General features: G+C 63.0%; 21 protein-coding genes and 1 tRNA gene. 19 read left to right on the top strand and 3 right to left on the bottom strand.

What is annotated here, in order from left to right:
* Positions 1 to 23 precede the first annotated feature (23 nt).
* Both recO and ACI3KS_RS02400 read left to right on the top strand, forming a co-directional pair.
* Positions 24 to 767: a DNA repair protein RecO gene (recO, locus tag ACI3KS_RS02405; RefSeq protein ID WP_404914814.1), complete on the top strand. Its 744-nt coding sequence runs from the start codon at positions 24 to 26 to the stop codon at positions 765 to 767.
* Positions 764 to 1,564 carry an isoprenyl transferase gene (locus ACI3KS_RS02400; RefSeq protein ID WP_404914812.1) on the top strand — a complete coding sequence of 267 codons (801 nt, stop codon included), beginning with the start codon at positions 764 to 766 and terminating at the stop codon, positions 1,562 to 1,564. Before recO ends, ACI3KS_RS02400 begins: the two co-directional genes overlap by 4 nt.
* Here ACI3KS_RS02400 and ACI3KS_RS02395 read toward each other — a convergent pair.
* On the bottom strand, positions 1,555 to 2,115 hold the full coding sequence (locus ACI3KS_RS02395) for an AAA family ATPase (RefSeq protein WP_404914810.1): 561 nt from the start codon (positions 2,113 to 2,115) through the stop codon (positions 1,555 to 1,557). The genes ACI3KS_RS02400 and ACI3KS_RS02395 overlap by 10 nt on opposite strands.
* A gap of 112 nt (positions 2,116 to 2,227) precedes the next feature.
* Here ACI3KS_RS02395 and ACI3KS_RS02390 point away from each other — a divergent pair, with 112 nt between their 5' ends.
* On the top strand, positions 2,228 to 2,914 hold the full coding sequence (locus ACI3KS_RS02390; protein ID WP_404914808.1) for a DsbA family protein: 687 nt from the start codon (positions 2,228 to 2,230) through the stop codon (positions 2,912 to 2,914).
* 22 nt (positions 2,915 to 2,936) lie between these two features.
* Here the strand turns inward: ACI3KS_RS02390 and ACI3KS_RS02385 are convergent, their stop codons facing one another.
* Complete coding sequence (locus tag ACI3KS_RS02385; protein WP_404914806.1) at positions 2,937 to 3,431, bottom strand: glutathione peroxidase; 495 nt, start codon at positions 3,429 to 3,431, stop codon at positions 2,937 to 2,939.
* A 58-nt stretch (positions 3,432 to 3,489) separates the two neighbouring features.
* On the opposite strand from ACI3KS_RS02385, the gene dusB reads away from it, so the two are divergent.
* The 6 genes from dusB (at position 3,490) to ACI3KS_RS02355 (ending at position 9,290) form a co-directional block, all read left to right on the top strand.
* Entirely contained in the window at positions 3,490 to 4,644 is a 1,155-nt protein-coding gene (gene dusB / locus ACI3KS_RS02380; RefSeq protein ID WP_404914804.1) for a tRNA dihydrouridine synthase DusB, read from the top strand.
* Between the two features lies 1 nt (position 4,645).
* Positions 4,646 to 6,028: a deoxyguanosinetriphosphate triphosphohydrolase gene (locus ACI3KS_RS02375; protein ID WP_404914905.1), complete on the top strand. Its 1,383-nt coding sequence runs from the start codon at positions 4,646 to 4,648 to the stop codon at positions 6,026 to 6,028.
* Positions 6,029 to 7,888: a DNA primase gene (gene dnaG, locus ACI3KS_RS02370; RefSeq protein WP_404914802.1), complete on the top strand. Its 1,860-nt coding sequence runs from the start codon at positions 6,029 to 6,031 to the stop codon at positions 7,886 to 7,888.
* Positions 7,889 to 7,924: 36 nt separating this feature from the next.
* On the top strand, positions 7,925 to 8,698 hold the full coding sequence (locus ACI3KS_RS02365; protein WP_404914801.1) for an ATP-binding cassette domain-containing protein: 774 nt from the start codon (positions 7,925 to 7,927) through the stop codon (positions 8,696 to 8,698).
* Positions 8,699 to 8,795: 97 nt separating this feature from the next.
* Positions 8,796 to 8,871: transfer RNA gene (locus ACI3KS_RS02360), tRNA-Asn, on the top strand.
* A 182-nt stretch (positions 8,872 to 9,053) separates the two neighbouring features.
* Positions 9,054 to 9,290 (top strand): helix-turn-helix transcriptional regulator, encoded by a 237-nt coding sequence (locus ACI3KS_RS02355; protein ID WP_404914799.1) that lies wholly within the window; start codon positions 9,054 to 9,056, stop codon positions 9,288 to 9,290.
* 50 nt (positions 9,291 to 9,340) lie between these two features.
* On the opposite strand, the gene ACI3KS_RS02350 is transcribed toward ACI3KS_RS02355, so the two are convergent.
* Complete coding sequence (locus tag ACI3KS_RS02350) at positions 9,341 to 9,913, bottom strand: helix-turn-helix domain-containing protein (protein WP_404914797.1); 573 nt, start codon at positions 9,911 to 9,913, stop codon at positions 9,341 to 9,343.
* A 366-nt stretch (positions 9,914 to 10,279) separates the two neighbouring features.
* On the opposite strand from ACI3KS_RS02350, the gene ACI3KS_RS02345 reads away from it, so the two are divergent.
* From ACI3KS_RS02345 to ACI3KS_RS02300, 10 genes are all read left to right on the top strand, one after another.
* Entirely contained in the window at positions 10,280 to 10,993 is a 714-nt protein-coding gene (locus tag ACI3KS_RS02345; RefSeq protein ID WP_404914795.1) for a hypothetical protein, read from the top strand.
* A gap of 88 nt (positions 10,994 to 11,081) precedes the next feature.
* Positions 11,082 to 13,115 (top strand): ATP-binding protein, encoded by a 2,034-nt coding sequence (locus ACI3KS_RS02340; RefSeq protein ID WP_404914793.1) that lies wholly within the window; start codon positions 11,082 to 11,084, stop codon positions 13,113 to 13,115.
* Between the two features lie 172 nt (positions 13,116 to 13,287).
* Positions 13,288 to 14,856, top strand: a complete 1,569-nt coding sequence (locus tag ACI3KS_RS02335; RefSeq protein WP_404914791.1) for a type I restriction-modification system subunit M — start codon at positions 13,288 to 13,290, stop codon at positions 14,854 to 14,856.
* Complete coding sequence (locus tag ACI3KS_RS02330; protein ID WP_404914789.1) at positions 14,853 to 16,073, top strand: restriction endonuclease subunit S; 1,221 nt, start codon at positions 14,853 to 14,855, stop codon at positions 16,071 to 16,073. The genes ACI3KS_RS02335 and ACI3KS_RS02330 overlap by 4 nt, the downstream gene beginning before the upstream one ends.
* Complete coding sequence (locus ACI3KS_RS02325; RefSeq protein WP_404914787.1) at positions 16,074 to 17,141, top strand: hypothetical protein; 1,068 nt, start codon at positions 16,074 to 16,076, stop codon at positions 17,139 to 17,141.
* Entirely contained in the window at positions 17,138 to 20,242 is a 3,105-nt protein-coding gene (locus tag ACI3KS_RS02320) for a type I restriction endonuclease subunit R (protein ID WP_404914785.1), read from the top strand. Before ACI3KS_RS02325 ends, ACI3KS_RS02320 begins: the two co-directional genes overlap by 4 nt.
* Complete coding sequence (locus tag ACI3KS_RS02315) at positions 20,242 to 21,018, top strand: DUF6414 family protein (RefSeq protein ID WP_404914783.1); 777 nt, start codon at positions 20,242 to 20,244, stop codon at positions 21,016 to 21,018. The genes ACI3KS_RS02320 and ACI3KS_RS02315 overlap by 1 nt, the downstream gene beginning before the upstream one ends.
* Positions 21,008 to 22,225 carry an AAA family ATPase gene (locus ACI3KS_RS02310; RefSeq protein ID WP_404914781.1) on the top strand — a complete coding sequence of 406 codons (1,218 nt, stop codon included), beginning with the start codon at positions 21,008 to 21,010 and terminating at the stop codon, positions 22,223 to 22,225. Before ACI3KS_RS02315 ends, ACI3KS_RS02310 begins: the two co-directional genes overlap by 11 nt.
* Positions 22,218 to 23,429, top strand: coding sequence for a TIGR02391 family protein (locus ACI3KS_RS02305; RefSeq protein ID WP_404914779.1), 1,212 nt, complete (start codon positions 22,218 to 22,220; stop codon positions 23,427 to 23,429). The genes ACI3KS_RS02310 and ACI3KS_RS02305 overlap by 8 nt, the downstream gene beginning before the upstream one ends.
* Positions 23,429 to 24,241 carry a GIY-YIG nuclease family protein gene (locus ACI3KS_RS02300; protein WP_404914777.1) on the top strand — a complete coding sequence of 271 codons (813 nt, stop codon included), beginning with the start codon at positions 23,429 to 23,431 and terminating at the stop codon, positions 24,239 to 24,241. The genes ACI3KS_RS02305 and ACI3KS_RS02300 overlap by 1 nt, the downstream gene beginning before the upstream one ends.
* The last annotated feature ends 137 nt before the right edge of the window (positions 24,242 to 24,378 follow it).

Genomic DNA, 24,378 nt, shown 5'->3' with positions numbered 1-24,378 from the left:
CGCCCACGGAGGATAATCGAACGGTGCCGACCTACCGAGACGAAGCAGTGATCCTGCGCACCCACAAGCTGGGTGAGGCCGATCGCATCGTCACGATGCTCTCGCGTGGTCACGGCAAGGTGCGTGCCGTCGCGAAGGGGGTGCGCCGAACCTCATCGAAGTTCGGCTCGCGGCTCGAGCCGTTCATGGTCGCCGATGTCCAGCTCTATCAGGGGCGCACCCTCGACATCGTGCAGCAGGCCGAGTCCCTCGGCTCGTACGGAACCGACATCGCCGCGCACTACGACCGCTTCACGGCGGCGAACGCGATGGTCGAGACGGCCGATCGTCTCAGCGACGCCGAGGCGACGCCCCAGCAGTATCTGCTGCTCGTCGGCGGCCTCCGCGCTCTCTCCCGGGGAGAGCACGCCCCGCGCAGCATTCTCGACTCCTACCTGCTGCGCGTCATGGCGCTCTCCGGGTGGGCGCCGTCGCTCGACGACTGCGCCCGCTGCGGTGCGCCGGGCCCGCACACCCGATTCGTCGCCCAGCTCGGAGGGATGGTGTGCTCGAACGACGCGCCCGCCGGGAGTCCGCGCATCGCGGAGAAGACGCTGATGCTGCTGCGCGCGCTCATGGCGGGGGAGTGGGACGTGATCGACGACGCGGCGCAGGTGGAGATCTCGGCCGCCTCCGGTCTGGTCGCGGCCTACGCGCAATGGCACCTCGAGCGCGGCATCCGCTCGCTCGCCCACGTGACCGACGCCCCCCGAGAAGGAGCAAGGTGAGCCCCAAGCCGTACACGCACAAGGATGCCGTGGCGTACCGACCCCTGGACTGGACGGGTGTGCACCCGCCGGCGTTCCCCGCGGTGCCCGAGCACGTCGCCATCGTCATGGACGGCAACGGACGCTGGGCGAACCGTCGAGGTCTCAACCGCATCGAAGGGCACAAGGCGGGCGAGGAGGTGCTCCTCGACGTCGTCGCGGGGGCGATCCAGGCGGGCGTGAAGCACCTCTCGGTGTACGCGTTCTCCACCGAGAACTGGGCGCGATCGCCCGAAGAGGTTCGCTTCCTCATGGGCTACAACCGCGACGTCCTGCACCGTCGACGCGATCAGCTCAACGAGTGGGGCGTGCGGGTGCGCTGGGCCGGGCGCAAGCCGCGACTGTGGGGCAGCGTGATCAAGGAGCTGCAGTACGCGGAGCAGCTCACGAAGCACAACGACACCCTCACGTTGACGATGTGCGTGAACTACGGCGGACGAGTCGAGCTCGTCGACGCGATGCGGTCGATCGCCGCGGACGTCGCCGCGGGAAGGATCCGGCCGAATGCGATCAGCGAGAAGATGATCCGTCGGAACCTGTATGTGCCCGACATGCCCGACGTCGATCTGTTCCTGCGCAGCTCTGGAGAGCAGCGCACATCGAACTTCCTCCTGTGGCAGTCGGCCTACGCCGAGATGGTGTTCCTCGACACGCTGTGGCCGGACTTCTCACGCGAGGAGCTCTGGCGAGCGATCGGGGTCTACCTGTCGCGGGACCGTCGATTCGGCGGCGCGGTGGACACGCCGGATCAGGCCTGAGACCGGAGCCAGCGCGCGGCCTCGCGCGGGTGGCGGAGGCGCACGATCGAGAGATGCGGATGCTGCTCGGCGAGGAGCGGCATCCGCTCCGACCATTTATTCAGCGTCTTCGTCTGCCAGGCGAGGATGTTCTCATCGGGGTCGGCGCGGAGCATGTTCCAAGGCCCCTTCTGGCGGTTCCCGTTCCAGAGCTCTCTGCGCAGGATGCCGCGCGCCAGGGTCCGGCGGATCAGGCGGGATCGCACGATGCGGTACGGATAGTCGAGCCAGACGGCGAGCTGCGCGCGTGGCGCGAGGATCTCATCGGTGCCCTTGCTCGTGTACTGCCACTCGGTGACCCACAGGTCCTCGGCGGCGAAGGTGCGGACCTCGTCGAGGAACTCCGGACGGGGTGTCCAGTCGGGGGCGTGGTAGAGCCCGTCGATCTCGACGTGTCTGAGGCCCCATGCTCGGCCGAGTCGCGACGCGAACGTCGTCTTTCCCGCTCCGCTGACCCCCGCGACCAGCACCCGGTGCGGGCGGGAAGGCAGCGGATCGTCGGCGGAGAGCATCCGTCGATCGTAGCGGCTGGGTCGCGCTCCTGAGCGTGCAGCGATGGGACGAAGGGCGCTCAGGGAGCAGCGGGGTGGAATAGGCCGCCGGGGTATGCGGTTGGATGAAGGTGTGAGCGAACCCATCTCGATCGACATCTGGTCCGACATCGCCTGCCCGTGGTGCTACATCGGCAAGCGCAATCTCGAGAAGGGACTCGAAGCCGTTTCCGGCGATGACGACGTCCCGCAGGTGAACATCACCTTCCACTCGTTCGAGCTCTCACCCGACACCCCCGTCGACTTCGACGGGGACGAGGTCGACTTCCTCGCGGGCCACAAGGGGATGCCGCGCGCCCAGGTCGAGCAGATGCTCGAGAACGTCACCGGAGTGGCCCGCGACGCGGGCCTGGAGTACCGGTTCGACGTGCTGCAGCACACGAACACCGTGAAGGCGCACGAGCTGCTGCATCACGCCAAGGCCAACGGGCGCCAGCACGAGATGGAGGAGCGCCTGATGTCGGCGTACTTCACCGAGGGCAAGCACGTCGGTCGCATCGACGACCTCGTAGAACTCGCCGTCGAGGTCGGGCTCGACGCGGACACGACTCGACAGGTGCTGGAGTCGGCCGAGTATCTGTCGGCTGTGCGACAGGACCAGGCCCAGGCCCGTGCCTACGGGATCCAGGGCGTGCCGTTCTTCGTGATCGACGGCCAGTACGGCATCTCCGGTGCTCAGCCGCCGGCGGCATTCGAGAACGTGCTGCGCGACCTGTGGGCCAAGCGCGGCGAGAACGAGGACGAGCCCGCCGCCGTCTGATCGGTCGACGGCGGCCCGAGTCTCAGCGGGTGAGGGCCGCCTCGATCGCCTCGACGATCTCGGGATCGTTGGGCTTCTGCTTCGGACGGAAACGCTGCACAGAGCCGTCGGGAGACACGAGGAACTTCTCGAAGTTCCACTCCACGCGCCCCGCCTTGCCACCGGCATCCGGAGTCTGCTTGAGCTCCTTGTAGAGGTCGGCCGCGTTCTTGCCGTTCACCTTGACCTTGTCGGTGATCGGGAACGTGACGCCGTAGGTCGTGGAGCAGAACTCGAGGATCTGCTCGACCGAACCCGGCTCCTGGCCGAAGAACTGGTTGCAGGGGAAGCCGACGACGCTGAAGCCGCGGTCGGCGTACAGACGCTGCAGCTCCTCGAGCTGCTCGTACTGCGGAGTGAGGCCGCACTTCGACGCGACGTTGACGACGAGGACGACGTCGGCGCCGAGATCATCGAGCGTCTTCTCCGTTCCCTGAGCGTCGGTGAAGGGGATGCTGCGCACGGGGGAGTCGGTCATATCCACAGCTTAGATCGATGCGCCTGCGTCGGCTCCGGTCTGGGAGAATGGGAACGTCATGACTGTCGCCTCCGCCCCCGCACGCCCGCTCCGCATCGGCCCCATCGACCTCGACGTCCCCGTCGTGCTCGCGCCGATGGCCGGCATCACCAACACCGCGTTCCGCCGGCTGTGCCGGGAGTATGGAGCCGGCCTCTACGTCAGCGAGATGATCACCTCGCGTGCGCTCGTCGAGCGCAACGAGAGCACCATGCGTCTCATCCGCCATCACGAGTCCGAGACGCCGCGGTCGATCCAGCTCTACGGCGTGGATCCGAAGACCATCGCGGACGCCGTGCGCATCATCGTCGCCGAGGACCACGCCGACCACATCGACCTGAACTTCGGGTGCCCGGTGCCCAAGGTCACCCGCCGCGGCGGCGGGGCGGCGCTGCCCTGGAAGAGCAAGCTGTTCGCCGACATCGTCACCCAGGCCGTCGAGGCCGCCGAGCATCTGCCGCTCACGGTCAAGATGCGCAAGGGCATCGACCACGACCACCTCACCTTCCTCGAGGCCGGTCGTGCGGCGGAGGACGCGGGTGCTGCAGCGGTCGCACTGCATGCGCGCACCGCGGGCGAGTACTACTCCGGCCACGCCGACTGGAACGCGATCGGTGAGCTCAAGCAGGCGGTCACCAGCATTCCCGTGCTCGGCAACGGCGACATCTGGTCGGCCGACGACGCCGTGCGGATGATGGAGCAGACCGACTGCGACGGCGTCGTCGTCGGGCGGGGCTGCCTCGGCCGCCCGTGGCTCTTCGGCGACCTGGCTGCCGCGTTCGGCGCCGAGTCGACGCCCGTGGACGCGACCCTCGGGTTCGTCGCCGACGCGTTCCGACGTCATGCCGAACTGCTCGTCGAGTTCTTCGACGACGAGGACCACGGATGCCGCGACGTCCGCAAGCACGTCGCCTGGTACTTCAAGGGCTACCCGGTCGGCGGCGACGTGCGCACCGGGCTCGCGATGTCGTCGAGCCTCCAGCAGATCGACGACCTGCTCGGCCAGCTCGACCGCGACGCCCCGTACCCGGGTGCGGATGCCGAGGGTCAGCGTGGACGAGCGGGGCGCCCCAAGCGCACGTCGCTGCCGGACAAGTGGCTCGAGTCCCGCGAGATCGGCGAGTCGACCTCCGAGATGATGCGCGGCGCGGAGATCGAGAACAGCGGTGGCTGAGGTGGCGGCATCCGGACATCGAAGCGACGGGTACGATCCGCGCGATGCCGAGCGCTTCTTCGCGGAGACGCACCGCTCAGAACGTGACGACTTCGCGCGGGACAGGGCGCGGGTGCTGCACTCGGCAGCCCTCCGTCGGCTCGCCGCGAAGACGCAGGTGCTCAGCCCGGCGAGCACGGCCGACTTCGCCCGCAACAGACTGACGCACTCGCTCGAGGTCGCACAGGTGGGTCGTGAACTCGCGACCGCGCTCGGCGTCTCCGCCGATGTCGTCGACACCGCATGCCTCAGCCATGACCTCGGTCACCCTCCGTTCGGGCACAACGGCGAGCGTGCGCTGAACGAGTGGGCGGCGGACATCGGAGGCTTCGAAGGCAACGCGCAATCGCTGCGGATCCTCACGCGTCTCGAGGCGAAGGTGCTCGACTCGGACGACCGCTCCGTCGGACTCAACCTCACGCGCGCCAGCCTCGACGCGACGTGCAAGTACCCGTGGACGGTCGACAGCCCGGTTCCCGACCCCGGCGGACGACTGAAGTTCGGGGTCTACCCGGAGGACGAGGCCGTGTTCCGCTGGATGCGCGAGGGGGCTCCAGGGCGCCTGCGCTGCATCGAAGCGGAGATCATGGACCTCTCCGACGACATCGGATACTCCGTGCACGACTTCGAGGACGCGATCGTCAACGGCTACGTCGACGTCGCGCAGCTCTCGGACCCGCACGAGCACGAGGCCCTGATCGATCGCATCCAGCAGTGGGTCGGCTACGACTTCACCCGCGACGAACTCGCCGATGCGCTCTACCGTCTGGCGAGCCAGCCCATGTGGCTGCGCTCGTTCGACCGCTCCCGGCAGGATCTCGCCCGCCTGAAGAACCTCACCAGCGATTTCATCGGCCGGTTCGCCCGTGCTGCGGTGTCGGCGACGCGCGAGGCCTACCCGGGGTCTGCGCTCGTCCGTTACAACGCCCACGTCGTCGTGCCGCGGGTGATCGAGGTCGAGATCGCCGTGCTCAAGGGCATCATGGGGCAGGCGATCGTCACGATAGACGCCCGCAAGGGCGTCTATAAGGAGCAGCGTCGAGTCCTCACCCGCCTCGCCGATGCGCTGTGGTCGACCGACGCGATGTGGTCGGCCGGTGCCGATGTGCTCGAGCCCGCCTTCGCCGCCGACTTCGTCGCGTCCGAGACGGATGCCGAGCGCGCCAGGGTCGTCGTCGATCAGATCGCCAGCCTCACAGACCAGAGCGCCATCGACTGGCACAACCGCCTCGTCGGGGAGATCGATCCGGCAGAGGTCGGCATCTGGACGCCGCGCCATGCTCGTCCCGGTGCCCGCCGCGCCGTCGGCGCGGATCGGCAGGCGGCCGCCGTCGAGGTGGGCTGAATGCCCCGCATCCGTCAGGCCGATGTCGATGAGGTCAAGGCGCGAACGAACATCGCCGACATCGTGGGAGAGCGCGTCGCGCTGAAGTCCGCCGGCGTCGGATCGTTGAAGGGCCTCTGCCCCTTCCATGACGAGAAGAGCCCGAGCTTCCACGTCCGGCCGCAGGTCGGTTACTACCACTGCTTCGGCTGCGGCGAGTCCGGCGACGTGTACTCGTTCCTCCGCGAGATGGACCACGTGAGCTTCACCGAGGCCGTCGAACGCCTCGCCGGCCGCATCGGCTACACACTGCACTACGAAGACGGGGGAGCAGCGCCGGAGACCAGCGGACGCACCCGCCTGTACGCCGCGAACACCGCTGCGGCCGAGTTCTTCCGTTCGCAGCTGCTCTCGCCGGATGCGGAGATCGGCCGACGCTTCCTCGGCGAGCGGGGCTTCGATGCGGGGGCCGCAGCGCATTTCGGTGTGGGGTTCGCGCCCCGCGGCTGGGACGGCATGCTCAAGGCGCTGACCGCACAGGGCTTCACCCGGGAGGAGCTCGCCACCGCCGGACTCGTGTCCACGGGGCAGCGCGGCGTCTACGACCGCTTCCGCGGACGTCTCGTGTGGCCGATCCGTGACGTCTCCGGTCAGACGATCGGCTTCGGCGCCCGCAAGCTCTTCGACGAAGATCAGGGCCCCAAATACCTGAACACCCCGGAGACGCCGATCTACAAGAAGGCGCAGGTGCTGTACGGCCTCGACCTCGCGAAGAAGGACATCGCGCGCGGGGACCCCCGTCGCGTCGTCGTGGTCGAGGGGTACACCGACGTCATGGCGTGCCACCTGGCAGGGCTCACGACCGCGATCGCGACCTGCGGCACCGCATTCGGCACCGACCACATCAAGGTGCTCCGCCGGGTCATGGGCGACGACAACGCCTCCGGCGAGGTCGTGTTCACCTTCGACGGCGATGAAGCCGGGCAGAAGGCCGCGCTGCGGGCGTTCACGGAGGACGATCGCTTCAACGCGCAGACATTCGTCGCCGTGGCTCCTGATGGGCTGGACCCCTGCGATCTGCGTCTGCAGCGCGGGGATGCCGCCGTCCGCGGTCTGATGGACGGCAAGGTCCCGATGTTCGAGTTCGCCCTCGACCGGAAGATCTCGGGCTTCGATCTGGCGACCGTCGAGGGCCGGGTCGGGGCGCTGCGCGCCGCGGCTCCGATCGTCGCCGAGATCCGTGACACCCTGCTCCGCCCTGGCTACGAGCGCGTGCTCGCACGTCGCCTGGGGATGGACCCCACCGAGGTGCACGGCGAGGTCGAGCGCGCGGCGCGGCGCGGCGCTCAGGCTGCGACTCCCTTCCGTTCCGAGCCGACCCCGGTTCCTGACGAGGGAGGAGCGCTCGCACCGGTGACGCTGGCCGGGCTTCCGCGCACGGCCGATGTCGCGATCGAGCGGGACGCTCTGATGGGAGCCCTGCAGTACGGGCACCGCATAGATCAGGCGCTCCTCGAACGCGCACTCAGCGCAGCGTTCCGCACGCCGGCGCTCGACGCGGTGCGCGAGGCGGTCGCGGCATCCGCGGACCGCACCCGCGCCGGGTGGGCGACGGATGCCGTCAACGCGGTGCGTGAGCCGTACCGTGGCGTCGCGGGGGAGCTGCTGATGATGCCGTTCCCCGCACGCGATGAGGCCGGAGCCGTCGCGTCGGCCACGGACCTCGCCCGCCGTCTGGTGCTGCGCGGGATCGAGCACGAGAAACAGGAGTTGCTCAGCGCCGTGCAGCGCGTGCCGGCGGACTCGCCGGGAGGACGGGCGCTGCGCATGCGATTGCGGGATCTCGACGCCGAACGGCAGCGATTCTCGGCCGAGTCGTAACCGCCCGGCCGTCGGTGGCCGGGAGAGGATGGATTCATGTCCCGTAGGCACGACCCCCATACCGCGATCGATTGCTCCGACCTCGTGATCGACCGCGTCGGTCACGGCGGGGCGACCCGTGCGGTGGACGGAGTGACGTTCGCACTCTCGCCGGGCGGGCTGATCTGCGTCGCCGGCCCCACAGGATCGGGAAAGTCCTCGCTGGTGCTCGCGCTCGCAGGATCCACCGATCCGTCGGTCAAGGTCTCGGGCGGAAGTGCGCACGTGTGCGGAGTCGACGTCCGGCGGCCCGGGCGCAAACATCGACTGCTGACCTACCGCACGGGTTTCGTGCCGCAGGGGGCAGGTGCAGACCTTCCACCCCGCCTGACCGTGCAGGAGGTCATCGCCGAGCCGATCCTGCTGCGCGAGAAGCGCGTGAACACCAAGGCGCTGTCGATCCGCGTGGCGACGCTGCTCGACGAGCTGCACCTCCCGCTCGGCACCGCTGATCGATTCCCCTACGAGCTCAGCGCCGGCATGCGGCAGAGAGTCGCGATCGCCCGTTCCTTCGTACTGGAGCCTCGCGTTCTCATCGCCGATGAGATCCTCGCGAACCTCGACCTCGAGGTTCGCCCCGTCGTGTTCGATGCGATCACCCGTCGGCGCAAGGAGGACGGGATGGGGGCGCTGCTCGTCACGAACGACGCCGACTTCATCCGCGAGCTGAATGCTGAGACCTTGATGCTCAAAGGCGGTCACGTGGTCGCTCGCGGCGTCGGCAAGGACCTCCTCTGGGCGCCGAACGCCGAGGCCGACTCCCAGCCGTGAGGGAGTGCCGGATCGACACGCCCGAGGGGCGGCTCGTGTCACGAGCAGGGCTCCGAGTTTGCTAAGGTTGAGGAGTTGCCCGCGCAGCGGAGCACATTCCTCGGTAGCTCAATTGGCAGAGCAGCCGGCTGTTAACCGGCAGGTTCTTGGTTCGAGTCCAAGCCGGGGAGCCAACGTGTGGCCCCCGATCCCAGTATTTTCAAGGGATCGGGGGCCATTTGGCTATTCCGAACACTCGTGTGAAAGTCGCTCCAACTCACCTTAAACTCACCGAAAACAGCCGGTTCCTGAGTGGTCTACGCGTTGATACGCGTTAACACTATGCCGTGTGCGGCCTGCCTGATTAGGTGGCCTCATGACTGTGCATGATGTGTCCGATTCAGGCCGCACCGACCGGCTCGCGGCGGCTGATCTTCCGACGTTGCTGACCAAGGAGGACGTGGCGGAGTACTTCGGCGTTTCGCCTCGAACGATCGAGGCGTGGCGTCAGGCTGATACCGGGCCGGCTCCGATCAAGATCGGCAAGCATCTTCGGTGGACAGCTACGTCCGTCCGGGAGTTCGTCTTGAGCCAAGGCCAGAGCGTCGAGTAGTGCCGCCGGGCATGGCGTACGCAGAGTCCGCAGCTCACCGCTCCGGCGAATCATGCCGATTCGAGTTCGCCGGCTTCGATGAGAACGCCTCGGCGGCGCAGCGGCTCGGGCACCTTGTCGACATCGACGAGGTCTATCAGTTCCGTCGCCCAGGGGTCCCATCGGGCGGTCGGATCCCCGGAGGTTTCGGTTACCCAATGTGGCGTCGGGATGCCACGACGGGCGGTCACATACTCGACGAGGCCGGCTACCGCCCACGTCCATCCGTCTTCTTGCGGTTCTGGCTCGTCGACAGTCAGGGCAGCTAGAGTGAGGACGTCGCTGGCGCGGAGAGTGCTCGCAAGCTGGAGGAGCGCCTGTGCGGCCGCGTTGCGGTCGCCGTCCCTGAGGTGGTGCCGGATCTGGGCTGCTGTCTCTGCCGCGCTCGTGCGGCCATGTGTCTCCACCACAAGGAGCCGGGCGCCGAGTCCGCGCGCCCATGCCTCGGCTGTCGATACTCGGGGGTCCCGACGACCATGCTCGTATGCGTAGATGGCGCTTGCGTCGATACCCGTGCGGGCGCCAAGGATCGTCGCGGGAAGACATCGATGATGTCGAAGCCGGATCAGCTGATCGATTAGCATCGCCCAAGTGTAGGGCGAATTCGCCCTACGAGATCGTGCTGCACGGGGGCCGATTCTCCTGACAACACCTGACTGGGGACTCACCTGACCCGCACCGTACGTCCGAAGAGCCCCTTTCGGCTCTGGCTACTTCGCGCTCTGCTCGGGCAACGTCCTCGGCGTGCTGGCGTCTGACGTCCGCGGTATGGGCCCCCGTGACGAACTTCTCGGAGGTGACCACGTCGCGGTGGTTGTACTCTTCGCACCGCTCGGCTGACGGGCGCGGCTTGCCGCTCCAGTTGTGCACGCTGATCTCGATGATGTCCCGTGGCGATGTCTGCAGCCCCGCGTAGCATCGCGGCACAGCACCCGAGCCCGGAGGAACCAATGTCATCCAACACCAGCAAGTACCCGGTCGCGATCTCACGAATCTCTGAAGACGACACCCGCGAAGCCCAGAATCTACGTGCGCTCCGGTGGCTCGACGCCCAGGAGGGTGGGCCGGTGATCGTCGTGACGCCGAAGAAGGAGTTCGACGGCGACAGCCTGAAGGGCCTCATCAAACAGCCAGGGGTCAACCAGCACACCTGGCGCGGGCTCTCGGTCGGCTCGCTCCGAGGCCGGCGAGTCGTGTACTGCTGGCCGGACCGCGAGCACCTTAACCAGTTGTGGGATGCCGAACCAGACGCCCTCGTCGTAATCGAGCACGGCGGGACGGAAGCTTACGAATGGATCGAGGACGCCAACCCAGTCCAGCTTCTCAATGACGCGACAGTACCGCCTCGAGTCGGGACAGAGAACCCAGCCCCGAGTGAGCCGCTACCGAACGGAGTCGAAGGGATCCTCGAGTACGTCGCTTCGATGGCGGCCGGGTACTCGTCCGGGCTCAAATGGAACGAGGAGGACAAGCTCAGGGCGGACATGATGAACTGCCCCGAGCGTTGGACGCCGATCACGGTCGAGCAGGTGCGCGCCAAATGCCGAGAGCTCGGGATGCGACCCAAAGACGCCGATACCGTCGCCGGATTCCTGCAGAGGCGCAAGGACGGACGGCGCTTCAACGTACGGAGCTCGTACAAGGACTTTCGATTCAACGGGTGAGTCACCGCCGAACGTTTCAAAGGTGCTCCTCGAAAAGGCGAAAGGAACGGAAGCAGTCGGGGTGAGTATTGGCTCTACAGTGAGACGGGTGAGAGACCTTCCGCTTTCTGCTACCAGCGATTTTGTCACGCGTCACGCCCGTCAGCGCGACCCTGTCCGCGCAGTTGTGGAATTGGTGTGGAACGCAATCGATGCTGAAGCGGATTCCGTGCGCATCGACCTCACGCTGTCCGACATGGACGCCATCGAGAGCGTGACGGTCACGGACGACGGCCACGGCATCTCGTCGGACGAGGTCCAGTCAACGTTCGGGCGCATCGGTGGCTCGTGGAAAGCCCTCGCAACACGATCTAAGAACGACAAGCGTGGCCTTCACGGCAAGCTCGGCGAAGGGCGTCTCCGGGCGTTCGCGCTCGGCTCGCGCGTGACCTGGGTGAGTGAGAGCATCAATGCCATCGGCGAACGCGAGCGGGTCGTGATCGTCGGCTCCACAGAGCAGGCTGATCCATTTGGCTGGGAAGTATCGCCGTCGACCGCGCAGAAGACGGGCACGGTCGTCACCGCTCTCAACGAACAAGACCGTAGTTTGAACCTGCTTCAGAGTGAATCGACGCTGACGACCCTTACTTCGCATTTCGCACCAGTGCTTCTCAACGATGAGCACCTGTCGATTTCGTTCGACGGAGCGGTGCTCAACCCGTCGGACGAGATACTCGACGACACCACGATGCAGGCGACGCTCGATTGCGATCCCGCCACGAGTATCCGGATCCGAATCATCGAGTGGCGCACGGGCAAGCACCGTGCTGTGTACTTCGGCGAAGACGACGAACGATTCGCCGTCGAGGTTTCCGGTGCGGAGCTTGAGAACCAGGCCGCCTTCTCCGCCTACGTCACATGGCCTGGGTTTGACGTCGAGTCGTTGGCGGCGCTGAGCCTCTCGGACATGGCCCCAGATCCCGCAGGCGCGGTGTGGCGTGCCACGAAGGCGGCGATCCGTGACCACTTCGCCTCTCGTCGTCGATCGAGACGACGTGATCAGATCGAGGAGTGGAAGACCAAGGGGATCTATCCCTATGCGGACGAGCCGGTGACGGAAGTTGACAAGGCGGAGCGTGCAGTGTTCGACATCGTGTCCAGCGCGATCGTTCCGCAGATCCCGAAACGCAAGGACGGCGCGCAGCTCACGCTCAATCTGCTGCGAGATGCTCTCCGGACAGACCCTGAGAACCTCGCAATTCTAGTGAGCGAGTACGTAGCGCTCACTGAACAGGATCGCCAGGCGCTCACGAAACTCCTCAGCGAGACAACACTGGCTGGCGTGATACGAAGCGCGAACCTCGTCACGAGTCGTAGCAAGTTTCTGGCTGGACTGGAACATCTTCTCTTCGACCCAGCGGACTCGAAGCAGCTCGGCGAGCGTGATCACCTTCACAAGATCTTGGAGAATGAGCTCTGGATCTTCGGTGAGGAATACCACCTCATGAACAGTGAGCGCGGACTCACCCAGGTGCTCCGTACTCACCTGAAGCTCGAGGGACTTCCCGACGGAGCTGTCGAACCGGTTAAGCGATGGGACGGCAAGTCGGGGCGAGTCGACCTGCATCTTGCGGCCAGAGCCCAACAGCACGATCGCGTGCGGCACCTGGTGATTGAGCTGAAGGCACCGGGGATCACGGCTGGTCGGGTGGAACGCGACCAGATCGAGGACTATGTCAACGTGGTGCTGGCTAATTCCGCATTCGCTAGCGATCGCGCCGTGTGGGACTTCATCTTGGTCGTCACTGACTACGACGACTTGATGGACAACTCGATCAAGCAGCCCAACCGTGAGGTCGGTCTGCTCCTCGAACCAGAGAAGAAGCAGGGCAAGCCCCTCGTGCGGGCGTACGTTCGTCGCTGGCGGGACATCATCGACGAGAACAAGCGGAGGCTCGAGTTCGCAACGAGCTCTCTCCAGTTCGATCCATCACTTGCCGAAGGCTTGGCTTTCATTCGGGAGGAGTACGGGGAGATGCTTCCTGACTCAGTTGTCGCTGCCGACGAGTTGCAGGACGGGGCCCGTGGCGTCGAGGCAACCGAGGATGCACCGCAGGACTCGTCGGGCAATACGACGCCGTAAGACGCCTGTCCGCATAGGGATCTTGTGATCCGGCAAAGCCGAGCCTCGCAAGAATCCTTCCGGACGGAATGTTCCATCCGAGGCGCTCCTGCTCGGTGTCGGCATCGACCGATACCTTGGGTGTGAGCGTGACTACTACGAATCGCGCCACGCTGCGCAGGAGACGATACACATGGCACCGACCACCAAAGAGGGGCAGCGCGCCGAGCTGCACAAGACCATCTGGCGCATCGCGAACGATCTGCGCGGATCCGTTGATGGATGGGACTTCAAGTCCTACGTGCTCGGCATGCTCTTCTACCGGTTCGTCTCCGAGAACCTGACGGCGTACATCAACAAGGGTGAGCGTGATACGGGCGATGCCGAGTTCGACTATGCCCGCCTTCCAGACGCTGCCGCAGAGTTCGGTCGCCGGGAGACAGTCGCCGAGAAGGGCTTCTACATCCTGCCGTCGGAGCTCTTCGCTAACGTACGGCGGCGCGCACCCAGCGACGAGAACCTCAATGAGACGCTCGAGCGAGTCTTCAAGAACATCGAAGGCTCAGCGCTTGGCACGGACAGCGAGGACGACCTCAAGGGTCTTTTCGATGATCTCGATGTCAACAGCAACAAGCTCGGCGCAACGGTCGCGAAGCGCAATGAGAAGCTCGTGAAGCTGCTTGATGCGATCGGCGATTTGCCGCTTGGCGACCTGCAGGACAACTCGATCGACCTCTTCGGCGACGCCTACGAGTACCTGATGCAGATGTACGCGGCGAACGCAGGTAAGTCCGGTGGCGAGTACTACACCCCACAGGAAGTCTCTGAACTCCTCGCGCGCATCACGGTCATTGGCAAGACGGCCGTCAACAAGGTCTACGACCCGGCCGCCGGTTCGGGCTCGCTGCTCTTGAAGTTCGCCAAGGTGCTCGGCAAGGAGAACGTCCGTCAGGGCTTCTACGGCCAGGAAATCAACCTGACCACCTACAACCTCGCGCGGATCAACATGTTCCTGCACGACATCAACTATGAGAAGTTCAATCTCGCGCATGGCGACACGCTTATCGACCCGGCGCACTGGGACGATGAGCCGTTCGAGGCGATCGTCTCCAACCCGCCGTACTCGATTAAGTGGGATGGCGATGCCAACCCGCTCCTGATCAACGATGAGCGTTTCGCGCCGGCCGGCGTCCTCGCGCCGAAGTCGAAGGCTGATCTCGCCTTCACGATGCACATCCTGAGCTGGCTCGCCGTGAACGGCACGGCTGCCATTGTCGAGTTCCCTGGCGTGCTGTACCGCGGGGGAGCGGAGCAGAAGATCCGCCAGTACCTCATCGACAACAACTACGTCGACGCCGTCATCCAGCTACCACCGGACCTCTTCTTCGGTACGACGATCGCGACGTGCATCATCGTGCTCAAGAAGTCAAAGACAGACAACTCCGTCCTGTTCATCGATGCGTCGTCTGAGTTCAAGCGCGTCGGTAATCAGAACAAGCTGACGGCTGACCACCAGCAGAACGTCCTGATGACTCTCGAAGGGCGCGTTGAAGAAGCTCACTACTCCGCGCTGGTCTCGAACGCGGACATCGCAGCCAATAACTACAACATCGCCGTTTCTTCGTACGTCGAGGCCGAGGACACCCGCGAGGTAGTCGACATCGCCGCGCTGAACGCCGAGATCTCCCAGATCGTCGCACGTCAGGCGGAGCTGCGGGTCTCGATTGACGACATCGTTGCGGATCTGGAGGGCGCCCGGTGAGCCGCATTGATGACCTGATCCGCGAGCATTGCCCCAATGGTGTGCCGCACCTGGAGTTGCAGGCGCTCTTCACCACGCGCAATGGCTATACGCCCTCCAAGTCGGTCGCTGCGAATTGGGTCGGCGGAACCATCCCCTGGTTCCGCATGGAAGACATTCGAGAGAACGGCCAGGTGCTCGGGGACTCGATCCAGCACATTGCCGAAACGGCTGTGAAGAGCGGCAAACTGTTTCCAGCAAACTCGATCATCGTCGCGACGTCGGCAACGATTGGCGAGCACGCGCTGATCACCGTGCCGCACCTGTCGAACCAGAGGTTCACGTCTCTCGCGCTAAAGGACGAGTTCGCGGGTCAGTTCGACATCAAGTTCATCTACTACTACTGTTTCGTGCTCGATGAGTGGTGCAAGAACAACACCACCGTTTCGAGCTTCGCGTCCGTCGACATGGCGGGCTTCAAGAAGTTTAGATTCCCGGTCCCGCCTCTCGAGATACAACGTGAGATCGTGGGAGTATTGGATAAGTTCACACAGCTGGAGGCGGAGCTGGAGGCGGAGCTGGAGGCTCGTCGGCACCAATACGACTATTATGCTGGAGTTCTCCTCGACAACGCTTCTAATGCCTCGCGAGTTCGTCTGGGTGATATTGCATCTATCGTTCGCGGCGCATCACCTCGTCCCATTCAGGAATTCATTACAAGCGCCTCTGACGGCGTTCCCTGGATCAAGATCGGCGATGTGCCCGCGGGGGGTAAATACATCACTGGAACTGCTCAACGCGTTTCTCCGGCTGGAGCGGCGAAGTCCCGTCGCGTACAGCCCGGTGACTTCGTGCTGTCGAACTCGATGAGCTTTGGACGTCCTTACATCTCGAAGATCGAGGGGTGCATCCACGACGGCTGGCTTGCAATCAGTGGATTCAGCGATGCGTTCGTCCCGGACTATCTTTACTACCTCTTGCGCTCAGCGCCAGTCCAAGCAGAGTTCGAGCGGCGCGCAGGAGCGGGTACGGTCAAGAACTTGAACGCCGATATCGTCAAGTCAGTCGAGTTACCGCTGCCCTCCCGACATGAACAGGGGCGAGTGGTCGAACTTCTCGACCGGTTCGATGCGCTGGTCAACGACCTGAGCATCGGTCTTCCCGCCGAGCTTGCTGCCCGCCGCCAGCAGTACGAGTACTACCGTGACAAGCTACTGACCTTTGAAGAGGCTGTTTAGATGACCGGCCTTCATGAAACAGTCACGAGCTTGGCGGACGACGTATTGCAAGGCCTTGCCGATTCGCGCAGCGCATTGATTTACGCCCCAAACACAATCGGCAAGACTCGACTAGCTCAGCATCTTAAGGATCGTGATCCAGGTAGCGTCGTTCTCTACAACTCCTTCGTTGAGGACGTATTTACCTGGGACAACGAGCGAGTCGTCCTTAAGATCAATCCAGAGTCAGAGCTATTGGAAACTATCGTGACCCAAGGTCTTGACAGTGCCATCATCGACAATTTCCAAGCTTTTACCAACGGCAGAATTGAACCAAGACTCGACTTCGAGAGCGGCGAGATTAGCTTTGGGATACACAAGGGTGACGATAGCGCGACGGACGGCATCAAGATATCTCGAGCCGAGGAGAGCATATTCGTTTGGAGCGTCTACTACTCTGTGTTGAGCGAAGCGATTGAGACGCTTAGCGACAGTCCTGAGCTGCGTTCTACGGCTAGCTATGACCAGCTAACGCTTGCAGTCATAGACGATCCTGTGTCATCCATGGATGATGTCCGTATTGTATCAGTGGCGCTCGCGTTGTCGGACCTTGTTAAGCGAGCGTCAGCGATCGACTTAAAATTCGTGATTGCCACTCACCACGCCCTCTTCTTTAACGTGCTGTTCAACTCGCTCCGTCGGAAGAGTGACCGAGCGTACGTTCTCGCGAGAGGATCAGCCGCCGGATGGACGCTTGCCAAGCAGTCTAAGGACTCTCCTTTCAGCTATCACCTTGGCATTGTGGAGGATATTCAGGGCGCAATCTCGACGAATGCGATCGAGCGAGTCCACTTCAATCAGTTTCGAGCTCTGCTCGAAAAGACGGCGAACTTCCTCGGGCACACGGGAGGGTGGGGTGACCTGCTAGTCGGGCCAAATGCAGCGCTGGTGACGAAGGTTCTCAATCTGTACAGCCATGACCGATTTGCTGATATCGATTCTTTTGATGTCGCCGACGAATACAAGGAAGCATTTAAGGGCGAGTTTCAGGAGTTTCTTAAGGCGTTCAGATGGGCGGCCGCGGCATGAGCGACCCGACCCCACGCAAGTATGAACCGATCGCCGTCTCAGCCGAGAGCACGGTCGTTGCGGAGTATGTCCCCGACTCCGCTCAGGCGACGGCGTACCAGTCTGAGGCTGACCTTGAGCGTGAGATGATCCGCCAACTGCAGTCGCAGGCACACGAGTACCTTCCGATCACGACTGAGGCGCAACTGGTCGCGAACCTACGCACCCAGTTGGAGGCGCTGAACAGCATCAGGTTCAGCGATGCGGAGTGGGATGACTTCTTCAAGAACAAGGTCGCGAGTCAGAACGACGGCATCGTCGAGAAGACGATCCGCGTTCAGGAGGATCACGTTCAGATGCTGACGCGCGATGACGGTTCTACGAAGAACGTGATGCTGATCGATAAGAAGAACATCCACAACAACCGCCTGCAGGTCATTAACCAGTACGAGATCGGCCAGGACGAGGGCGGGGCGAAGTACGCCAACCGCTACGACGTGACCGTGCTCGTGAACGGCCTGCCGATGGTGCACATCGAACTCAAGCGCCGCGGCGTCGACATCCGCGAGGCGTTCAACCAGATCAACCGCTATCAGCGCAACAGCTTCTGGGCAGGCTCCGGCCTGTTCGAGTACGTCCAGCTCTTCGTGATCAGTAACGGCACGCTGACTAAGTACTACTCCAACACGACGCGTAACCGTCACCTAGACGAGAGCAAGAAGAGCTCCGGGACCAAGAAGAAGACCAGCAACAGCTTCGAGTTCACCTCGTGGTGGGCGGACGCGCATAACAAGCCGATCCAGGAGCTGACCGCGTTCGTGAAGACCTTCTTCGCGAAGCACACGCTGCTCAACATCCTCACCAAGTACTGCGTGCTCACGGTCGACCGCGACCTGCTCGTCATGCGGCCGTACCAGATCGTCGCGACCGAGCGGATCCTTCAGCGTATCGACATCGCGACCAACTACAAGCGACTCGGCAGCGTAGATGCCGGCGGGTACGTCTGGCACACGACAGGATCGGGGAAGACCCTGACCTCCTTCAAGACCGCCCAGCTGGCGTCGAAGCTTTCTACCGTCGATAAGGTGCTGTTCGTTGTGGACCGTAAGGATCTCGACTACCAGACGATGCGGGAGTACGACCGCTTCGAGAAGGGTGCCGCGAACTCCAACGCCTCGACGGCGGTGCTCAAGAAACAGCTCGAAGATCCGAACGCACGGATCATCATCACGACGATCCAGAAGCTCTCGAACTTCATCCGCGCCAACAAGGGGCACGAAATCTACTCGGGCCACGTCGTGATCATCTTCGATGAGTGCCACCGTTCCCAGTTCGGTGACATGCACACTGACATCACGAGGGCGTTCAAACGATACAACCTCTTTGGTTTTACCGGCACCCCGATCTTCGCGGCGAACGCCGGGAGCGGCGGCAACCCGCGGCTGAAGACAACGGAGCAGGCGTTCGGCGACAAGCTGCACACCTACACGATCGTCGACGCGATTACCGACAAGAACGTCCTGCCGTTCCGGATTGACTACATCAACACAGTCAAGGTCGGGAACCCTGATGACAAGCAGGTGTCGTCGATCGATGCCGAAAAGGCGTTGCTCGATCCTCGTCGCATCAGTGAGATTGTCAAGTACACGGTGGAGCATTTCGACCAGAAGACCAAACGTGCATCCAGCTACGAGCATTCGGTCGTGACCAACGTTACCGAGTCTGTTCGCAGCCGCCGTAGGGCTGAGGCACTCCGCGAGAAGAAGCGCGTCCGCGGCTTCAACGCGTTGTTCGCCACCGCCTCGATTGATGCGGCGCGCCGGTACTACAACCACTTCCAGATTCAGCAACAACATCTGGCACCGGACCGGCGTCTGAAGGTCGGCGTCATCTTCTCTTACGGTGCCAACGAGGCGCCAGATGAGGACATCCTCGATGATGAGGCGTTCGATACCGAGGCGCTGTCGGCGGACAACCGTGAGTTCTTGGAAGATGCGATCCAGGACTACAACGACATGTTCGGCACGAGCTACGACACCAGCGCCGACAAGTTCCAGAACTACTACAAGGACTTGTCCCAGCGGATGAAGAACCGCCAGATCGACCTGGTCATCGTGGTCAACATGTTCCTGACTGGTTTCGACGCCACCACTATGAACACGCTGTTCGTGGACAAGAACCTGAGATCGCACGGGCTCGTCCAGGCGTACTCACGCACCAACCGCATCCTGAACTCCGTCAAGACGTACGGGAACATCGTGTCCTTCCGAAACCTCGAGGACGCGACCAACGCGGCCCTCGAACTGTTCGGCAACAGGGACGCCCGTGGAGTCGTACTGCTGAAGCCGTTCCAGGACTATTACGGCGACTACCTCGAAAAGGTCACGGAACTCCTCCAGCACTACCCGCTCGGCCAGCAGATCATCGGCGAATCGGCGCAGAAAGACTTCATCGCGTTGTTCGGTGCCATCCTGCGGCTCCAGAACATCCTGACGTCCTTCGACGACTTCGATGGCCAGGATCCGTTGACGGACGGCCAGGCACAGGACTACCGGAGCCTCTATCTCGACTTCTACGCGGAATTCCGCAAGAACCGCGACACGGACAAGGAACTGATCAACGACGACGTTGTGTTCGAGATCGAGCTGATCAAGCAGGTCGAGATCAACGTCGATTACATCTTGATGCTAGTGGAGAAATACCGCGCTAGCTTCGGCGACGGCAACGACAAGGAGATCCGGGCAGAGATCGCGCGCGCCGTCGATGCCAGCCCGAGTCTTCGCAGCAAGCGGGACTTGGTCGAGGACTTCGTGGACTCCGTCTCCGTGACCGGAGCGGTCGATGAGCAGTGGCAGGCGTTCGTCGCGGCGAAGCGCATGGCGGAGCTCGACGCGCTGATCACTCAACAGAAACTGCGCCCAGAAGAGACGCGCTCGTTCATCGAATCGGCCTTCCGGGATGGGCAGCTTCGAACCACAGGCACAGCAATCACCAAGATCCTCCCGCCAGTGTCGCGCTTCGCTGCCGACGGCGGGCATGGCGAAACCAAGCGGGCGGCCGTGGAGGCGCTCACGCGCTTCTTCGAGCGCTTCTACGGACTCGGAGCCGGAGGGAGCGATTGATGTCCGGCACGGCCAAGAATGAGGCGAACGCGACGTTGATCAAGATTGTCTACTTCGATGAGGAGTCAGCATCGGACCTGCTGGATATCGTTGCGGGCGGCAAAGAGACGTCCTCGAAGGAACTGACCAAGGAACGGGCCGCGCAGGTGGAAGCCGAGGCTCGCGCGAAGGCCGCTGCAAAGTTCAACTGGCTGCCCTTCTTTGGGGGATCCGCCGAAGCTGGCGTCGCCGCGAGTGCATCTGCGGTCGGACGTAGCATCCTCAACAAGACACTCTCCAACACCATCCTGACCGATTACCTCAGCAAGCTCGGTGAGTTGGAGGGCATCGAGCGACTCGACGGGCTGTCGGTCACTGCGCGTAGCGATTCCGCGGCGTACATGAAGATGTACACGCCATACTTGGCGATGCTCAAGATCGATGAATTGCCCGTCAATCTTGCTGAGCTGGATAGCGCGTTACTGTCGGCGAAGGGCTATTACGAGCTTCTTGGGCAGGGCGCGGACGGCAAGAAGCGTATCTTGCGGTTCAACATCCGAGCGTTCCGTAACAACTATGGCCTGGTCGATCTCGGTCGAATGGAACTGGTGTTTCACGGGTTGAGAGTCGGCCGGGCGATGGAGTCGAGCCTCACCATGGAAGCGGAGATGTCGCCGAGTAACTCCGCGCCTGTAACGGCGAAGGAGCTTCTTAGGGGAATGAGCGGTGACGGCGACGAAGCGGGGCTACTGGACGTATACGACGTCCTGCTCGCAGGGGTAGAGCATGTCGAGTGAGACCAAGATAGTGGTCTACTACGGGCCGCTGTCATGGTTCCAGACGCAAGCGAGGAAGAAGAACTCCGAGGGGCTTCTCGAGTCTGTTTTTGCTCACGACGAGCTACTGCGCGAACTCCGAGTTGTTATGCCGCCGCAGGAGGGCGAGACACCGCGAGAGAAGGCCCGCTGGAAGCGTCCGAAGCGTTTGATCGCGGAGTCGGGAGATTACGCAAGCCTCAACGAGCACGTCATCACCAACTTCCCCGGCCTTGTCCGAGCCCTGAAGCCGAAGGAGCTGCACCTTCACAATCCTCCTGCCCAGGTGCACGCCCATCTCGAACGGACGTTCGTCAACGACGGCGCCTTCTCTGTAAGGACCTATGATTATCCGGCTGTAACTCGTGACACGCTGGTGAAGTTCAACGATGGTTTCGAAGAACATCTGGTCGGGCAACCTGGCGTCAGGGAGTCGCTACTCGCTGCTCTCTACCCGCTGACCCGCGCGAGCAATGACAAGCCGACTGTCGTCATGTTCTACGGTCCGTCGGGCGTCGGCAAGACGGAGACAGCTCAGTTCATCAACGGACTCCTCGGCGGAACGCTGATGCGCAAACAGTTCTCGATGTTTCACAACGACAAGTTCGCGTCGTATGTGTTCGGAGGCGGTCACGCGGAGGCTTCTTTCGCTCGTGATCTGCTGGACCGCGAGTCCGGCGTGATCCTGATTGACGAGTTCGACAAGGCCAACTCGGTGTTCCACAGCGCGTTCTACCAGCTTTTCGACGGCGGCACGTTCGAGGACAAGAACTACCGCGTGGACGTCGGTCGGGCGCTCATCGTATGCACATCGAACTACGCATCGGAGAAGGAGATCCGCGACGCGCTCGGTGATGCCCTCTATTCGAGGTTCGATGCATTGGTGGGGTTCGAGCCACTCACCAAGGATGAGGTCACGACGATCATCGGACGCCTGGTTGACGACCGGGTCGAAGCTCTCGAGGCCGATGAGAAGGGCGTCATCGATGCCGGATTCGTCAAGCAGCGGTTAGAGCCGGTGGCCGGAGGTCTTGGGAACATTCGCAAACTCGGCAAGCTTGCTGACGAGATGATCTCGATGCTTCTCGTTGGGGCGCTATTGTCCGACCGCGCGTCCACGCCAGATCAAGGACGCGGCGATGCCGACGTCGGAGACGCGACCACGAAGCGGAGTCAGTCAGATGAGTAACCTGAGCGTTGCACACAAGACGTTCCTTGAGCCGGTGTTGACCATGACTGGCGGATACGTCCTGGACTTCAGCAATGCCTCGTTCGCCAACTTCTTCCGCGACCTCAGTGTCGACATCTACGACGCGGAACGATACCCCGGCTTCGGCGACTCAAAAGCCAACAGGCTTCGCGCCTTCTGGAAAAATGCCGACGACAACGAGGTGGCCACGTCACTCATCGCTCTCGCTGACTACGTCGAGGCAAAGCAACTGGCGGGCAACTCCGGAATCGAGATGAGCGCCGACCAGCTCGCTCGGCTACGCTCGATCGCGGTTGAGTTGGCACCTACGCCAGATCCTGTCGCCAACGCTGAGACTGCCGCCAGCTTCACGACCGAAGCGACAGTCAACGCGAACCGGATCCAAATAGAGATCCACGAGGACATCTACTCGCACATCGAGCGATACCTCGCGACGGGGGACTACTTCCATGCCGTCGAAGAGTCCTACAAGCTGGTGCGCGAGAAGCTGCGAGACATCACCGGCAAAGAGAAGGCCACTGACGTCTTCAACAACAGCGCTCAGAACGAGGGGCACTGGAATGCGCTGTTCGGCAAGGCCACGGCGTCAAGCGATGCCGAGAAGGACTTCTTCCGGGGAATCGGATACTTGCACCTCGGAGTCCAACACCTTCGCAACGAGAAGGCCCATACGCCCGCGTCGCCGATCGATACGAATCTCGCAATCCACTACATCGCACTGGCGAGTCTTGCCTACGACCTGATCACCAAGTACGTCAGTGAGGAGCTGATCCAGGAGATCGAGGAGCTCGTCACTGCCACGCGCCGCGGCTACTCGGCGACCCGCTTCTACCGCGCATTCGAAGGCGGCAAGTGGATCGACGCGCTGACGCTTCCTGCGGGGCTAGCATCGTCATCGGTGCGGAAGGTGCTGAAGGCGAAGTGGCTCCAAGAGGCCGACTTCACCCGTTCCTACGACCACAGCAATGTCATGCTAATGCGGCTCGAGCTGGTCGCTGGCGAACTGACACAGGCGGACATCGATGCGCTCCTGGAGTATCCAACGACGGACAACTACGGCAACAATCAGGAGGCCGGCATGCTTGAGTTCCTTGAGTACATCCAGCAACTCGACGCGACCAAGATCTCAAGCAGTGCAAGCGATTGGATGGCAAACAAGCGGCGAGAGTGGGACGAGAACTGATGGCCTTGACGCTCGGACCGATCCTGCTCGACGCAGGCATCGATCTGTCGGATGCGCTAGTGATCCGCCATGCCTATGTGCGTGAGCACGAGGACAGCGGTATCTCAGGCATCCATGCGGACTCGACCGACGGGGAGATCCTGGAGTACACGCGGAATCAGTCGGCGGACCCACGGCGCTTCCCGGCTGACCCGCCTCGCTTCTGGACGGTCTTTATCCGCGAGGGTGGCGACCAAGCGCGCCTGTGGGGTGTTGTCGAGAACCGCGGCGAGGTCGCCAACGACGGCGTGCGCCGAGTCTTCGACATGGTCGTGTCCGAGCACATGGCAGATCTCCGCGGGCGTCTGGTCATCGGATGGCGTTCGCCGCGGACCTGGTGGATGCGCGCCAGTACGGCAGGCAGCTACCCGGTAATGGGTATCGCTGATGCCGAGCCGATGCCGTTCCCGGGTTTCGACAGACTCGTCCTCGATTACGCGCAGCTCCAGGCCGTCATGCGCGAGCACCGCTACGCCTCGTGGCGAACCGCGCTTTCATCCGTGGTTGGCATCTACTTGATCACTGACACTCGCGACGGGCGTCACTACGTGGGCAAGGCGGATGGCGAAGAGAACATCCGCCAGCGATGGACTGTGTACGCGACGAACAGCCATGGTGGCAACGTCGAACTGCGCGGCCTTGATCCTTCAACCTTCCGGTATTCGCTTCTGCGTGTGTTCGACCCGTCAACGCCAACGTCGGCAATCGATGCGGCAGAGAGCCACTTCAAGATTGCGCTCGACAGCAGGAGACATGGTCTGAACCGAAACTGACCGACGACAACCTGGCGGCCAGTTGCGACACTGGAGGAGGGGACGACTGCGGTACCCGCAGAATCGTTCAACTCACGCGAATCAACCCGAAACATCGCCGGGGAACTCGTCCCAACGAGTATTGTGATTCTTGCGGA

It is taken from the genome of Microbacterium sp. ZW T5_45 (assembly GCF_044987415.1).
Classification (GTDB): Bacteria; Actinomycetota; Actinomycetes; order Actinomycetales; family Microbacteriaceae; genus Microbacterium.
The sequence above is the reverse complement of the archived record's forward strand: the minus strand, read 5'-3'. Positions and strand labels throughout refer to the sequence as shown.

Bases quoted from the DNA above. Each gene is read 5' to 3' on its own strand.
- ACI3KS_RS02305 (WP_404914779.1), top strand. From the start codon at position 22,218: ATGAGTAACCTGAGCGTTGCACACAAGACGTTCCTTGAGCCGGTGTTG.
- ACI3KS_RS02320 (WP_404914785.1), top strand. From the start codon at position 17,138: ATGAGCGACCCGACCCCACGCAAGTATGAACCGATCGCCGTCTCAGCC.
- ACI3KS_RS02385 (WP_404914806.1), bottom strand. From the start codon at position 3,431: ATGACCGACTCCCCCGTGCGCAGCATCCCCTTCACCGACGCTCAGGGA.
- ACI3KS_RS02365 (WP_404914801.1), top strand. From the start codon at position 7,925: ATGTCCCGTAGGCACGACCCCCATACCGCGATCGATTGCTCCGACCTC.
- ACI3KS_RS02310 (WP_404914781.1), top strand. From the start codon at position 21,008: ATGTCGAGTGAGACCAAGATAGTGGTCTACTACGGGCCGCTGTCATGG.
- ACI3KS_RS02325 (WP_404914787.1), top strand. From the start codon at position 16,074: ATGACCGGCCTTCATGAAACAGTCACGAGCTTGGCGGACGACGTATTG.
- ACI3KS_RS02350 (WP_404914797.1), bottom strand. From the start codon at position 9,913: ATGCTAATCGATCAGCTGATCCGGCTTCGACATCATCGATGTCTTCCC.
- ACI3KS_RS02315 (WP_404914783.1), top strand. From the start codon at position 20,242: ATGTCCGGCACGGCCAAGAATGAGGCGAACGCGACGTTGATCAAGATT.
- ACI3KS_RS02395 (WP_404914810.1), bottom strand. From the start codon at position 2,115: ATGCTCTCCGCCGACGATCCGCTGCCTTCCCGCCCGCACCGGGTGCTG.
- dnaG (WP_404914802.1), top strand. From the start codon at position 6,029: ATGCCCCGCATCCGTCAGGCCGATGTCGATGAGGTCAAGGCGCGAACG.
- dusB (WP_404914804.1), top strand. From the start codon at position 3,490: ATGACTGTCGCCTCCGCCCCCGCACGCCCGCTCCGCATCGGCCCCATC.
- ACI3KS_RS02335 (WP_404914791.1), top strand. From the start codon at position 13,288: ATGGCACCGACCACCAAAGAGGGGCAGCGCGCCGAGCTGCACAAGACC.
- ACI3KS_RS02300 (WP_404914777.1), top strand. From the start codon at position 23,429: ATGGCCTTGACGCTCGGACCGATCCTGCTCGACGCAGGCATCGATCTG.
- ACI3KS_RS02355 (WP_404914799.1), top strand. From the start codon at position 9,054: ATGACTGTGCATGATGTGTCCGATTCAGGCCGCACCGACCGGCTCGCG.
- ACI3KS_RS02345 (WP_404914795.1), top strand. From the start codon at position 10,280: ATGTCATCCAACACCAGCAAGTACCCGGTCGCGATCTCACGAATCTCT.